The 12361-nt window shown below is 75.1% G+C and carries 16 protein-coding genes and 1 riboswitch; of the genes, 5 read left to right on the forward strand and 11 right to left on the reverse strand.

Features of this window, described 5'->3' with window-relative positions; translation table 11 throughout:
* Positions 1-26: 26 nt before the first annotated feature.
* The gene (locus Q1A09_RS07475) at positions 27-1088 is read left to right on the forward strand and encodes a low specificity L-threonine aldolase (protein ID WP_299953109.1); all 1062 of its coding nucleotides are present in this window, start codon (positions 27-29) and stop codon (positions 1086-1088) included.
* An 18-nt stretch (positions 1089-1106) separates the two neighbouring features.
* On the opposite strand, the gene Q1A09_RS07480 is transcribed toward Q1A09_RS07475, so the two are convergent.
* Positions 1107-1415, reverse strand: coding sequence for a hypothetical protein (locus Q1A09_RS07480; RefSeq protein WP_299953111.1), 309 nt, complete (start codon positions 1413-1415; stop codon positions 1107-1109).
* Positions 1416-1437: 22 nt separating this feature from the next.
* A complete protein-coding gene (locus Q1A09_RS07485; protein ID WP_299953113.1) occupies positions 1438-1689 on the reverse strand; it encodes a DUF167 domain-containing protein in 252 nt (83 codons plus the stop codon).
* A 52-nt stretch (positions 1690-1741) separates the two neighbouring features.
* Positions 1742-1858, forward strand: a riboswitch (SAM riboswitch).
* 43 nt (positions 1859-1901) lie between these two features.
* On the opposite strand from Q1A09_RS07485, the gene Q1A09_RS07490 reads away from it, so the two are divergent.
* The 3 genes from Q1A09_RS07490 (at position 1902) to Q1A09_RS07500 (ending at position 5575) form a co-directional block, all read left to right on the forward strand.
* The gene (locus Q1A09_RS07490; protein WP_299953115.1) at positions 1902-3194 is read left to right on the forward strand and encodes a bifunctional o-acetylhomoserine/o-acetylserine sulfhydrylase; all 1293 of its coding nucleotides are present in this window, start codon (positions 1902-1904) and stop codon (positions 3192-3194) included.
* A 1-nt stretch (position 3195) separates the two neighbouring features.
* Positions 3196-4305, forward strand: a complete 1110-nt coding sequence (locus Q1A09_RS07495; RefSeq protein ID WP_299953118.1) for a homoserine O-acetyltransferase — start codon at positions 3196-3198, stop codon at positions 4303-4305.
* 163 nt (positions 4306-4468) lie between these two features.
* Positions 4469-5575 carry an acyl-CoA desaturase gene (locus Q1A09_RS07500; RefSeq protein ID WP_299953120.1) on the forward strand — a complete coding sequence of 369 codons (1107 nt, stop codon included), beginning with the start codon at positions 4469-4471 and terminating at the stop codon, positions 5573-5575.
* Between the two features lie 72 nt (positions 5576-5647).
* Here the strand turns inward: Q1A09_RS07500 and Q1A09_RS07505 are convergent, their stop codons facing one another.
* The 6 genes from Q1A09_RS07505 to Q1A09_RS07530 are packed head-to-tail and all read right to left on the reverse strand — an operon-like array spanning position 5648 to position 9393.
* Positions 5648-6319, reverse strand: a complete 672-nt coding sequence (locus tag Q1A09_RS07505; RefSeq protein ID WP_299953122.1) for a sigma factor-like helix-turn-helix DNA-binding protein — start codon at positions 6317-6319, stop codon at positions 5648-5650.
* Positions 6316-6804, reverse strand: a complete 489-nt coding sequence (locus tag Q1A09_RS07510; RefSeq protein ID WP_299953124.1) for a hypothetical protein — start codon at positions 6802-6804, stop codon at positions 6316-6318. Before Q1A09_RS07510 ends, Q1A09_RS07505 begins: the two co-directional genes overlap by 4 nt.
* Before the next feature lie 4 nt (positions 6805-6808).
* Positions 6809-7339 (reverse strand): gamma carbonic anhydrase family protein, encoded by a 531-nt coding sequence (locus tag Q1A09_RS07515; protein WP_299953126.1) that lies wholly within the window; start codon positions 7337-7339, stop codon positions 6809-6811.
* Between the two features lie 55 nt (positions 7340-7394).
* On the reverse strand, positions 7395-7721 hold the full coding sequence (locus Q1A09_RS07520; protein ID WP_299953128.1) for a hypothetical protein: 327 nt from the start codon (positions 7719-7721) through the stop codon (positions 7395-7397).
* Positions 7722-7769: 48 nt separating this feature from the next.
* A complete protein-coding gene (locus Q1A09_RS07525) occupies positions 7770-8660 on the reverse strand; it encodes an NAD(P)H-hydrate dehydratase (RefSeq protein WP_299953131.1) in 891 nt (296 codons plus the stop codon).
* The gene (locus Q1A09_RS07530; protein WP_299953133.1) at positions 8641-9393 is read right to left on the reverse strand and encodes a histidine phosphatase family protein; all 753 of its coding nucleotides are present in this window, start codon (positions 9391-9393) and stop codon (positions 8641-8643) included. The genes Q1A09_RS07525 and Q1A09_RS07530 overlap by 20 nt, the downstream gene beginning before the upstream one ends.
* Before the next feature lie 121 nt (positions 9394-9514).
* On the opposite strand from Q1A09_RS07530, the gene Q1A09_RS07535 reads away from it, so the two are divergent.
* On the forward strand, positions 9515-10096 hold the full coding sequence (locus Q1A09_RS07535) for a YdeI family protein (protein WP_299953135.1): 582 nt from the start codon (positions 9515-9517) through the stop codon (positions 10094-10096).
* Between the two features lie 111 nt (positions 10097-10207).
* Here the strand turns inward: Q1A09_RS07535 and Q1A09_RS07540 are convergent, their stop codons facing one another.
* The 3 genes from Q1A09_RS07540 to Q1A09_RS07550 form a co-directional block, all read right to left on the reverse strand.
* The gene (locus Q1A09_RS07540; RefSeq protein WP_299953139.1) at positions 10208-11212 is read right to left on the reverse strand and encodes a C40 family peptidase; all 1005 of its coding nucleotides are present in this window, start codon (positions 11210-11212) and stop codon (positions 10208-10210) included.
* 131 nt (positions 11213-11343) lie between these two features.
* Positions 11344-11823 carry a hypothetical protein gene (locus Q1A09_RS07545; RefSeq protein WP_299953141.1) on the reverse strand — a complete coding sequence of 160 codons (480 nt, stop codon included), beginning with the start codon at positions 11821-11823 and terminating at the stop codon, positions 11344-11346.
* A gap of 91 nt (positions 11824-11914) precedes the next feature.
* Positions 11915-12220, reverse strand: coding sequence for a hypothetical protein (locus Q1A09_RS07550; RefSeq protein WP_299953143.1), 306 nt, complete (start codon positions 12218-12220; stop codon positions 11915-11917).
* Positions 12221-12361 lie beyond the last annotated feature (141 nt).

Consider the following 12361-nt stretch of genomic DNA (forward strand, 5'->3'; position numbering starts at 1 on the left):
CCGACAGCCTCCCCCAGGCTGTCCCCGTGGACGACCTCACCGCACTCCGCCGGTCCTGCGACCGCGCGCTGACCGGGCACGGCCCGCAGACCGCCGCCGACCTGCTGGCCACGATCCCCACCGACACCGCGGTCGACCGGTACGGGGACGGCGGCGTGGTCGGCGAGCTGGAGGGCGAGGTCGCCGAGCTGCTCGGGCAGCCGGCGGCGGTGTACCTGCCCAGCGGGATCATGGCCCAGCAGGCCGCGCTGCGGGTGCACGCCGACCGGCGCGGCCGCCGCACCGTCGTCTTCCACCCGCAGAGCCACCTCGACGTGCACGAGGGCCGCCCGCTGGAGCGGCTGCAGGGCCTCATCGGCCGCCCGGCCGGCGCCCGCGACCGGCTGCTGGCCCGCACCGACCTGGACGACGTCGCCGAGCAGCCCGCCGCGCTGGTGGTGGAGCTGCCGCAGCGCGACCTGGGCGGGCAGCTCCCACCGTGGGACGACCTGGTCGCCCAGGTGACCTGGGCCCGGGAGCGGGGCGCGGCCGCCCACCTGGACGGCGCCCGGCTGTGGGAGGCTGCCGCCGGCTACGACCGGCCCCCGGCGGAGGTCGCCGCGCTGTTCGACACCACCTACGTCAGCTTCTACAAGGGCATCGGCGCGCTGGCCGGCTGCTGCCTGGCCGGCCCGGACGACGTCGTCGCCGAGGTGCGGGAGTGGCGGCGCCGGTTGGGCGGCACGCTGTTCGGCATGTGGCCGGGCGCGGCCTCGGCACTGAGCTGCCTGCGCCGCCGGCTGCCGCTGATGCCGGCCTACCTGGACCGGGCCCGGGAGATCGCCGACGCCGTCCGCGGCCTGCCCGGGGTCACCGTGCTGCCCGACCCGCCGCAGACGCCGATGCTGCACCTGGTGCTGCGCACCACCCCGGAGGCCTTCGGCGCCGCCGTGCGCACGCTCGCCGCCGACCAGGGTCTGTGGACCTGGGAGCGCGCGATGCCCACCGCCGACCCGAACGTCGTCCGGGTCGAGCTGCCGGTCGGGGACGCCACGATGGCCCTGCCGGTCGCCGACGCCCGCGCTGCCATCGCCGCCCTGGCCGGCTGAGCACCGGAGCGAGACGGCTCAGAGCCGGCGGGCCATCTCCTCCACCGCGTTCTTCGCGGTGAGCAGGTCGGCGCCGGTCTCCTCGCGGTACTGCCTGATCGCGGCGACCTGCTGCCCCTGGTCCAGCAGCAGGACGACCTCCGGGTGGTGCGGGTCGGGCACGACCACCCCGAGGTGCTCGGCGATCGCGTCGACCTTCCGCTCCAGCGCGGCGAGCTGGGCCGCGGCCTGCCCGCGGCGCCGGGCCGCCACCACCTCGGCCCGGGCGAGGAGCATCATCAGCAGCCCCGCAGCCAGCACGACGAGTGCGAACTCCGGCCACCCCATGCCCGGCATCGAAGCACGCCGGTCAGGTGCCCACCAGGGCCCGCAGCGCCGTGTCGGTGCCGCCGTCGACCTCGACCACCTTGGTGCGGGACGTCGCACCGGTGACCAGCGTGACCGCGGACCGGCGGACGCCGAACGCGTCGGCGACCGCGGCCAGCGCCGCCTCGGTGGCCTTGCCGTCCACCGCGCGGGCGCTCACCCGGACCACGAGCGCGCCGTCGTGCTCGCCGCCCACCGCCGTCCGGCCCGCCCCCGGCCGGACCCTGATCGCCACCCGCACGCAGGGGAGTGTGCGCGCACCGGGGCGTCGTCCTAGGATCGGACCAGCTCACGAGAGGCAGCGACAAGCACCTGGCTTGCTGCCCGGCAACCTCGACTCCGTCCGAGGTGCTCCCAGGGGAAGAGCTGGCTGGGCGGCGACCGCCGTCCGGCAAGGACGGAGCCCTCCGCGCCGTGGGTGCTCCGGCGATCCCAGGAGGTAGGCGCATGACCGAACCCAGCGGCTGGAGCTTCGAGACCCGGCAGATCCACGCCGGGGCGGCCCCCGACCCGACCACCGGCGCCCGCGCGCTGCCGATCTACGCGACGACGAGCTACCAGTTCCGGGACAGCCAGCACGCCGCGGACCTGTTCGCCCTCGCCGAGATGGGCAACATCTACACCCGGATCATGAACCCGACGCAGGACGCGCTGGAGCAGCGCGTCGCCTCGCTGGAGGGCGGGGTCGCCGCGCTGGCGGTGGCCAGCGGGCAGGCCGCGGAGACCCTGGCGATCCTGAACGTCGCCGAGGCCGGCAGCCACGTCGTCGCCTCCGCCTCGCTCTACGGCGGCACCTACAACCTGCTGCACCACTCGCTGCCGAAGATGGGCATCACCGTCTCCTTCGTCGAGGACCCCGACGACCCGGAGAACTGGCAGTCGCTGGTGCAGGAGAACACCAAGGCCTTCTACGCCGAGACGATCGGCAACCCGAAGGGCGACGTCCTGGACATCTCCGCGGTGTCGGAGGTGGCGCACCGCAACGGCGTGCCGCTGATCGTGGACAACACCGTCGCCACGCCGTTCCTGATCCGGCCGATCGAGCACGGCGCCGACGTCGTCGTCCACTCCGCCACCAAGTACCTGGGCGGGCACGGCACCGCGATCGCCGGGGTCATCGTCGACTCCGGCAACTTCGCCTGGACCGGCGGCACGTTCCCCGGCTTCACCGAGCCCGACCCGAGCTACCACGGCGTGGTCTACGCCGACCTCGGCGCACCGGCCTACGCGCTCAAGGCCCGCGTGCAGCTGCTGCGCGACCTCGGCCCGTCGATCTCGCCGTTCAACGCCTGGCTGGTGGTGCAGGGCATCGAGACGCTGTCGCTGCGGATGGAGCGGCACGTGGCCAACGCCCAGCGGGTCGCCGAGTGGCTGGAGTCCCGGGACGAGGTGGAGTCGGTGCACTACGCCGGGCTGCCCTCCTCCCCCTGGCACTCCGCCCAGCAGAAGTACGCCCCGCGTGGGGCCGGTGCGGTGCTGGCCTTCGACGTCCGCGGCGGCATCGAGGCCGGCAAGCGGTTCGTAGAGGCGCTCGAGCTGCACAGCCACGTGGCCAACATCGGCGACGTGCGCAGCCTGGTCATCCACCCGGCGTCGACCACGCACTCGCAGCTGACCCCGGAGGAGCAGGCCACCACCGGCGTCACCCCGGGCCTGGTGCGGCTCGCCGTGGGCCTGGAGGGGATCGAGGACATCCTCGCCGACCTCGAGGTCGGGTTCCGGGCCGCGAAGGGCGCCTGACGTGCTCCGGGAGCCGGCGCGCGCCGGCTCCCGGACCGGCGGCTGGCGGGAGGGCGACCCGGTCGGGCACCGCCGGTTTCTCGACCTGGACGGACCGGTCCGGCTCGGACGCGGCGGCGAGCTGCCCGCCGTTCGGGTCGCCTTCGAGACCTGGGGCACCCTGGCCCCGGACGGCGGCAACGCGGTGCTGGTCGAGCACGCGCTGACCGGCGACAGCCACGTGGTGGGCGACGCCGGGCCGGGCCACGCCACCCCCGGCTGGTGGCCGTCGCTGATCGGCCCGGGCGCTCCGCTGGACACCGGTGAGCTGTTCGTCGTCTGCGCCAACGTGCTCGGCGGCTGCCAGGGGACGACCGGCCCCTCCTCCACCGCCCCGGACGGCGCGCCCTGGGGCTCGCGGTTCCCCGAGCTGACCATCGGCGACCAGGTCGCGGTGGAGGCCGCGCTCGCCGACGCGCTGGGCATCGGCCGGTGGCGGGCGGTGCTCGGCGGCTCGATGGGCGGCATGCGGGCACTGGAGTGGGCGGTGTCCCGGCCCGAGCGGGTCGAGCGGCTGTTCTTCCTCGCCTCGGCCGCCGTCGCCGGCGCCGACCAGATCGGCACCCAGACCACCCAGCAGGCCGCCGTCCGCAGCGACCCGGCCTGGGCCGGTGGCGACTACCTCCCCGGCGCCGGCCCGGTGGCCGGGCTGGGCGTCGCCCGGCGGATCGCGCACCTCAGCTACCGCAGCGCCGGCGAGCTGGAGTCCCGCTTCGGAGCCCGGGTGCAGGACGACGGCCGGTTCGCCGTCGCCTCCTACCTGGAGCACCACGCCACCAAGCTGGCCGCCCGCTTCGACGCCGGCAGCTACGTGCTGCTCACCGAGGCGATAAACACCTGGGACGTCGGCCGCGGCCGGGGTGGCGTGGAGGCGGCGCTGGGCCGGGTCACCGCCCGCGTGGTGGTGGCCGGCGTCGACTCCGACCGGCTCTACCCGCTCGCCCAGCAGCAGCAGGTGGCCGACGGTCTCGACGTCCCGCTGCAGGTCATCGGCTCGCCGTACGGCCACGACGGGTTCCTGCTGGAGACCGCCGCGGTGGGCGACCTGGTCCGCGAGCTGCTGGCCGGCTGACGCGCCACGCCGTCCCGCTGGGTGGCACCCGCGTGGCAGTGACGGCATGCGTCGCCTACCGTCGGCCGCACGCGGTGCTCCATCCAGAGGTAGCGCGGCCCCCCGTCGTCGCCGGCACTCCCGGCCACCCCGGAGCAGCCCGGGACCCAGCCAGAGAGAGCAGATGTCCGCATCCACCCTGGAGGGCTCCACGCCTCCCCCCGCCCGGGCACCGCGCCCCGAGCGACCCCGTGACCGCCAGGTCAGCGTGTACGCCGAGCTCTCCCAGCAGGTCAAGGACGCCGGGCTGCTGAACCGCCGCCGCCCGTACTACGTCGTCTCGATCGTGCTGACCGTGGCCGCCTTCGCCGGCGTGTGGGTCGCCATCGTGGCGCTGGGCGACTCCTGGTGGCAGCTGGGCCTGGCCGTCGTGTTCTCCCTCATCTGCACCCAGTTCGGCTTCCTGGGGCACGACACCGCGCACCGGCAGGCCTTCGGGTCGCACCGGGCCAACGAGTGGAACGCCCGGGTGCTCTCCTGCGGCTTCGCCGGCATCGGCTACGGCTGGTGGATGCAGAAGCACAACAAGCACCACAACGCGCCGAACCAGATGGGCAAGGACCCCGACATCGAGTCGGCGGTGCTGGCCTTCACCCCGGACGACGCCGAGACCCGGATGAGCGGTCTGCGCGGCTGGTGGACCCGGCACCAGGGCTGGGCGTTCTTCCCGCTGCTGTGCTTCGAGGGTGCGGCCCTGCACGCCAACAGCCTGAGCACGCTGATCCGGGACAAGACGATGCCGCACCGCCGGCTGGAGATCGCGATCATCGTGGCCCGGCTCGGGCTCTTCGTCGCCGCGGTGTTCCTGATCATGCCGCCGCTGCTGGCCGTGGCCTTCATCGTCGTGCAGCAGTCGGTGTTCGGCCTGCTGCTGGGTGGCTCGTTCGCGCCCAACCACAAGGGCATGCCGATCGTGCCCAAGAACGCCAAGGTCGACTTCCTGCGCCGCCAGGTGCTCATGTCCCGCAACATCCGCGGCGGCCGGGTCACCGACTTCATGATGGGCGGCCTGAACTACCAGATCGAGCACCACCTCTTCCCGAGCATGCCGCGGCCGAACCTGAAGAAGGTGCAGCCGATGGTGCGCGCGCACTGCGCCAAGCACGGGATCAGCTACACCGAGACGTCGCTGGTCGGCTCGTACCGGATCGTCGTCCAGTACCTGAACCGCGTGGGCATCGCCGAGCGCGACCCGTTCGTCTGCCCGCTGACGGCGTCGGTCCGCAACTGACGCACAGCTCCTCCGGCCAGGGCCCGGTCACCTCCGCGTAGGGGTGGCCGGGCCCTGGTCGTTCCGGGGGGCTCAGATGGTCAGCGCCACGACCACGAGGACGGCGAGCAGGAACACCACCACGACCAGCAGGCCGGCGCGGTGCCGCCGCCGGCCGCGGGCCCGGACCCACACCTGGTCGGCGAGGTCCGCCGGGACGCCCGTGACCTCGGCGGCCTGGGCGGCCAGGGCGCGTCGCAGCCGGGCCTCGGCGTCCCCGCCGTCGGTCTGCTCGGCGTAGCGGGCGAGACCGCGCCGGTCCGCCGCTCCGACGTCGGCCTCCGGGCGCGCCAGGTCGGCGGCGGCCTCCGCTACCGACAGCCCCTCGCCGTAGCGGAGCACGAGCACCGCGCGGGTCAGCGGTGGCAGCCGCGCCAGCGCGGCCGCGGTCGGCGAGCGCCGGGCCGGTGCCGCCGCGGCCAGGCCGGGGAGGCCGGCCGTCCCGGACAGCAGCGGGCTGTCGGCCAGCACCTCGCCCAGGTCGAGCCGGCCGCGCCAGCTCAGCTGCTCGGCCAGCATCGCCCGCCGTGTCCCCCGGGCTGCCTGCTCGGGTCCGGTCCACTCCCGGCGGGCGGCGTCCAGGGCGGTGAGCAGCAGGTCGTGCGCCTGCGCCGGGTCGCCGGTGAGCAGGTGCGCGGTGCGCAGCAGCCCGGTGCCCTGCTCCGCGACGAACGCCCGGAACGCCGCGTCGTCGCCCGCGCTCACGCGGTGGGCGCCGGGTCCGGCCAGCCGGCCAGGTGCCCGATCCAGGCCAGCGCCAGCCAGGCGCCGCTCAGCGACCCGGTCGTCGTCCCGTCGGTGACGGTGAGCTGCCACCCCGCCTCCGGGTACCGGGGCCTCCCCGACCCGGTGCCCGGGACGGCCTCGACCACCCGCCAGGTCTCGACCGGCAGCCGGCGGGCCGGCCGCCCCTCCGGGGTCGCCCAGACGCCCTCCTGGGTCGCCTGGACGGGCTCGGCGGCCGCCTCGGCCGGCCAGCGCAGCCGGACGACGCCGAGGTCCAGGTACGCCGCCGGGTCGGCCGGCAGCGACCAGCCGACCCGGCGGGTGCCGAGCGCGGCGTCCGCCCCCAGGGTGACCACGGTGGAGACCGCGTGCAGCACCGAGCTCAGCGCCCGGCCGGCCCGCACACCGGGCGGCGGGTCCTGCACCGTCCAGTGGACCCGGCGGCGCAGCTCGTCGGCGCTCATCGGCTCACTGCACCCGGCGGACGGCGCGGTGCTGGTCGAGCCGGTCGGTGTAGCTCTTCGCGTTCAGCGCGATCGCGGCGCGGTCGTCCTCGGTGGTCTCCCGGCGTACCTTCGCCGGCACCCCGGCCACGAGCGAGTTCGGCGGGATCTCCGCGCCCTGCATGACCACCGCGCCGGCGGCCACGATCGACCCGGAGCCGATGTGCGCCCCGTTGAGCACGGTGCTGCCCATGCCGACCAGCACGTCGTCGTCCACCCGGGCGCCGTGCAGCACCACGTTGTGGCCGACGGTCACGCCGCGGCCGATCACCAGCGGGGAACCGGGGTCGCTGTGCAGGGTGGAGCCGTCCTGCACGTTGGAGTCGGCGCCGATCTCGATGACCTCCGCGTCGGCGCGGGCGATGGCGCCGTACCAGATGCTGGCCCGCGGACCCATGGTCACCTTGCCGACGACGACGGCCGTCGGGGCGACGAACGCCGTCTCGTCGATCTCCGGGGCACCGAAGTCGAGGGCTCCGATGTAGCTGTCAGCCACGTTGCTGCTCTCCTCACCGAGGTCGCGGGCGGTTCCCGCTGCTGTGCGCAGCAGATCACACCGGCTCGTCGGCGCCCCACTCGGCGAGGAACTCGGCCGGGGAGCACTCCTCCAGCAGCCGCCGGACCACCGCCAGCATGTCTCCGGGCACGGCCGGGTCACCGGCGGAGACCCGCAGCACCTCGGCACCGTCGGCCCGCCGGGTCACCACCACGTCGTGCAGCGACGGCCCGGGGAGCAGCCCCCAGGCCAGCTCGGCCACGAACGCCGCGGCCAGCCGGGCGCTGCGCAGCACCCGCCCACCGGGCTTGAGCTGCAGCGTCGCCTCGTACACGTCCGCGGCCCGGACGCCGTCCGCCGTCCCGCTGTCTGCGTCGGTCACCGGCCCAGCCTGCCCAACTCAGGGCGGGACGTCACTCCCCGGCACTCGTCAGAGGTCGACCTCGGCGAGCACCCGGGGGATCTCCGGCGGCAGCTCCCGGGCCAGGAAGCCCAGCCGGCCCACGCCGGCGGCCAGCCGCTCGCCGGCCCGGCCGTGCAGGTGGGCAGCCCACACCGCGGCCTGCTCCGGGTCGGCGCCGCGGGCCAGCAGCCCGGCCACCACGCCGGCGCGCACGTCGCCGGACCCGGACACGCCGAGCCCCGCACCGCCGCTCTCGTCCACCCAGAGCCGACCGTCGGGCGCGGCGACCCAACTGGTCGCCCCGCCGAGGCCGACCGTGGCCTGCGCCTGCTCGGCGAGCCGCTGGGCGGCGCCGGCCGGGTCGTCGTCCACCTCGTCGTGTTCCACGTGCAACGCGATGGCGAGCTCCGTCGGGTTCGGGGTGAGCACCACCCGGCCGCCCAGGTGGTGCAGGCAGCTGGGGTCGGCGGTGACCGCGGCCAGGCCGAGCGCGTCCAGCGCCACCGGGCCGTCCAGCTCGGGCAGCAGCCGCTCGACCAGCTCCCGGGTCTCCGGCTCGTCGGCCATGCCCGGCCCGATCAGCACCGCCGACGCGCGCTGCGCGAGGTCCAGGAACAGCTCGGCCGAGTCGCCCTTGATCGCGCCGGCCTCGGTGGACGGCACACCCCGGACCAGCGCCTCCGGCAGCGAGATGGAGACGTGCGGTGCCACCTTCGACGGGACGACGACCTGCAGCTTCCCCGCCCCCGACCGGAGCGCGGCCTCCGCGGCCAGCAGCACGGCGCCGACGGTCTCGGTGCTGCCGCCGACCACCAGGATCGACCCGCGGGCCTCCTTGCCGCCGGTCGGCTCGGGCAGCCGCCAGTCGCGGAGCACCTGGGGGGTGACGAGCGTGCTGTCAGGCCGGGGACGGGACATCGGACTCCTCGGTCACGGGCGCACCGGCGTCCCGGTCGTCGGTCAGGTGGTGCACGTCGTTGAAGCCGAGGAGGGCGTAGCGCCCGTCCCCGGTGAGCTCGTAGCGGGTGACCGAGGTGTTGGCGACCTGCTCGGTGCGGTCGATCTCCAGCAGCTGCTGCTCGGTGAGCTCCTCGAGCACGTACCGGAACACCATGATCACCGCCTGGTGGGCGACGCAGAGCAGCCGGTCGCCGTCGTGCCGCAGCGCCTCGGTGGCCAGCAGGCTGCGCACCCGCAGGGCCACGTCGGCCCAGCTCTCCCCGCCCGGCGGCCGGTAGTAGAACTTGCCGAGCAGCTCCCGACGCTCGGCCTCCTCCGGGTGCTCCGCACGGATGCCCGAGCGGGTCATCCCGTCGAACACCCCGAAGTCGCGCTCCCGCAGCCGCTCGTCGTGCCGGATCGTCAGGTCCAGCCCGCTCGCCGCCACCGCCCGCCCGGCGGTGTCCAGCGCCCGGGTGAACGGCGAGCTGAGCACCGTCGTCGGCCGCTGGTCCGCCGGCAGGTCGCGCAGCCACGCACCGAGCGCGTCGGCCTGCTGCTCACCGGTCTCCGACAGCGGGACGTCGGGGTCGCGGACGTCGAGCTGCAGGCGCCCCGAGCCGCTCTCGTGGGCCTGCGCGTCGGCCAGGTTGCCCAGGCTCTCGCCGTGTCGCACCAGCCAGAGCGCCTGCGGCCCGGGTGCCTGTGCCATCGCCGTCCCGTCGGTCGTGGAGCGCCCCTGCTGAGCGCCGTCCGGTCAGCGGTAGCCGACCACCTCCGCGACCAAACCGCGACCTCTGGACGCCGACCGGCGGACTGCGCACGATGACCGGGTGGCCGACGAGAGCACCTTCGAGACCCGGGCGTTCGACACCGCGGCGGAGTTCGACGAGTGGCTGGCCGCCGAGCACGACCGGGCGCCGGGGCTGTTCCTGCGGATCGCCAAGAAGTCCTCGGGCATCCCGTCGCTGACCGCCGCGGAGGCGGTGGAGGTCGCGCTGTGCCACGGCTGGATCGACGGCCGGGCCAACCGGGTGGACGACGACTGGTTCACCGTCCGGTACACGCCGCGGCGGCCGAAGAGCGTGTGGTCGCAGAAGAACGTCACCTCGGTCGGCCGGCTGATCGCCGACGGCCGGATGCGCCCGGCGGGGCTGGCCGCGGTGGAGGCCGCCCAGGCCGACGGCCGGTGGGACCGCGCCTACGCCGGCCCGGCCACGATCACCGTGCCCGACGACCTGGTCGCCGCGCTCGCCGCGGAGCCGGCCGCCCAGGAGGCGTTCGCCGCGCTCGACGGGGGGAACCGCTACGCCGTCCTCTGGCGGGTGCACACCGCGGCCACGCCGCAGACCCGCGCCAAGCGCATTGCCGCCGCGGTCCAGCTCCTCGCCGAGGGCCGCCGCATCCACGAGTGACCCCAGCGTTGATCAGGTTCCCTGATCGAAAACTGTCCTACCGCACCAACGCTGCTGCAGTAGGACAGCCAGTGATCAGGGAACCTGATCAATGCTGAGCGGGGTCCTTCGTCAGCCGGTGACGCGGCGGGCGCTGACGTAGCCGCCCTTGTCCACGCTGGTCACCGCGACGGGCTTGCCGGTGACGCTGGCGTGCACCATCTGGCCGTTGCCGATGTACATGCCCACGTGGCTGATCGGGGAGTAGAAGAAGACCAGGTCGCCGGGCTGCAGCTCGGCGCGGGAGACGGCGACGCCCATGCCGGACTGCGCGCGGCTGGAGTGCGGCAGCGAGATGCCCGCCGCGGCGTAGGCGTACTGGGTGAGGCCGGAGCAGTCGAACCGGTCCGGGCCGCTGCCGCCGGGCAGGTACATGTCGCCGACCTGGGCGAGCGCGGTCTGCACGGCGACGCCGGCGGCTTCGGTGGGGGCCGGCGCGGGGGCCGCGGTGACGTCGGGGCCGGAGAGCACGTTGTGCACCCGCACCTGGTCGGTGGCCGAGAGCCGGGCGAAGTCGGCCTGGTAGCCGGCCAGCTCGTCCTCCAGCTGCTCCTTCTGGGCCTCCAGGTCGGCTGCCGCGGCGTCGGCGGCGGCAGCCGCGGCCGTGGCGTCGGCCTGGGCCTGGTCGGCGGCGGCGCGGGCGGCGGCCGCCTCGGCGACCACGGCGTCGGCGTGCGAGGCGAGCTGGTCCAGCGTGCTCATCTGGGCGATGAGGTCGTCGGCCGACCCGCTGGTGAGGAAGGCGGCGAGCCGACCCCGGGTGGTGCCGACCATGCCGGTCTGGGCGATGGACCGCAGCTGCGGCTCCAGCGCGTCCAGCTGAGCCTGCGCCTGAGCCGCGGAACCGGCTGCGGCGGCGGCCGCGGCCTGCTGCTGCTCGGCGGTGGCGGTCGCCTCGTGCACCTGCTCGTCGAGCGCGCTCAGCTTCTGGCCGGTCTCGGTGACCGCCTGCCGGGCCGCCGCGGCGGTCGTGGGGGCGGCCGAGGCGGTCGAGGGGAGCAGCGCGACGCAGGCCCCGGCGCTCAGCGCGAGAGCGGCAGCACGGGTCCCCCCCCGTCGCGTGGTCGTGCGAGTCATCGGACCTCCGAGTGCGCGCGTCGCGCCCGGGGAGGGGCGACACGTCCCGCGCGCGTCGGAACGGAAGGTAAGGAGACGGCTGCGACGCGATGCGACCGCCGCGCCGGGGGACGATCGGTCCGCTGACCTGCTCAGTCCCAGAGGCCCCGTGCGCCACTCCGGCCCCGTGCGTTGCCGATGATCCGGTCGGCGACCGCGCCGGTGGCGAAGGAGTACACCGCCTTGTGCAGCACGTCGACGACCTGGTCCCGGCGCGACCAGGTCCACGGCGGGGCGCCGACCCCGGTGACGTTCTCCAGCGTCTGGTCCACGGCCAGCCGCACCGAGGTGTGCCAGACGGACGCCCGCACCCCGCGCAGGCCGGCGGCGGCCCAGACCCCGCGCAGCGCACCGACGGCGGCCCCGGTGCCCCAGTGCATGAGGTGGTTGCGCACGGGCGGGCGCGCCGACCCGGGCAGTCGCCGTCCGGTGGCGAGTGCGGTCAGCGTCCGGGCCGGGACGTAGGAGTCCGGCCGCCCGGTGAGCTGCTGCTCCAGCTTCTCCCCGACGGTCATCACCGCCACGCCGGCCAGCCCCGCCACCGCACCACGCACCGCTGCTCGTCCCCACATGGGCAGCGGCCTACCCCCGGCTCGGCCCCGGCAAAGACGACGAGCCGCCCACCGGTTCCCCGGTGGACGGCTCGTGCCGTGCTGGTGGTGGTCAGCCCGCGGCGGGCTCGGCGGAGTCGAGGGCGTCGAGGGCTGCGACGTCGCGCAGGATGGCGGACAGCTCGGCCGACGTCCACGCCTCGCAGCAGTCGCAGGTGCCCGTGGCGGAGAAACTGCGCAGCCCGAGGCTGCCGCCGGCCTGGTCCTCGGCGAGGGCGAGCTGGCCGTCCTCGGGGTTGCGGTGACACCGGCACGACGAGGCGCACATGCCCAGGCCCCAGCCCGAGACGATCACGGCCGGCCCGTTCTCGTGCACCTTGCCCAGCTGGAAGATGGAGGGCTTCTGGCGGTACGTCATGTCGGTCTCCCCTCGCCGTCCTGCCGCGGGAGGCAGGGGGTCGTTGTCGGCGTTCGGGGGAAGTAGACAGGAACTGCGTTACATGTCCGCGTCACGGGGTCACGAAACGCGGTTCGCCGAATTCGTCGTGCACAACCGCAT

It is taken from the genome of uncultured Modestobacter sp. (assembly GCF_947486615.1).
In the GTDB taxonomy this organism is placed as follows: domain Bacteria; phylum Actinomycetota; class Actinomycetes; order Mycobacteriales; family Geodermatophilaceae; genus Modestobacter.

Coding starts and splice junctions, on each gene's coding strand:
- Q1A09_RS07480 (WP_299953111.1), bottom strand. CDS start 1,415: ATGGGGTGGCCGGAGTTCGCACTCGTCGTGCTGGCTGCGGGGCTGCTG.
- Q1A09_RS07490 (WP_299953115.1), top strand. CDS start 1,902: ATGACCGAACCCAGCGGCTGGAGCTTCGAGACCCGGCAGATCCACGCC.
- Q1A09_RS07500 (WP_299953120.1), top strand. CDS start 4,469: ATGTCCGCATCCACCCTGGAGGGCTCCACGCCTCCCCCCGCCCGGGCA.
- Q1A09_RS07510 (WP_299953124.1), bottom strand. CDS start 6,804: ATGAGCGCCGACGAGCTGCGCCGCCGGGTCCACTGGACGGTGCAGGAC.
- Q1A09_RS07525 (WP_299953131.1), bottom strand. CDS start 8,660: ATGTCCCGTCCCCGGCCTGACAGCACGCTCGTCACCCCCCAGGTGCTC.
- Q1A09_RS07530 (WP_299953133.1), bottom strand. CDS start 9,393: ATGGCACAGGCACCCGGGCCGCAGGCGCTCTGGCTGGTGCGACACGGC.
- Q1A09_RS07540 (WP_299953139.1), bottom strand. CDS start 11,212: ATGACTCGCACGACCACGCGACGGGGGGGGACCCGTGCTGCCGCTCTC.
- Q1A09_RS07545 (WP_299953141.1), bottom strand. CDS start 11,823: ATGTGGGGACGAGCAGCGGTGCGTGGTGCGGTGGCGGGGCTGGCCGGC.
- Q1A09_RS07550 (WP_299953143.1), bottom strand. CDS start 12,220: ATGACGTACCGCCAGAAGCCCTCCATCTTCCAGCTGGGCAAGGTGCAC.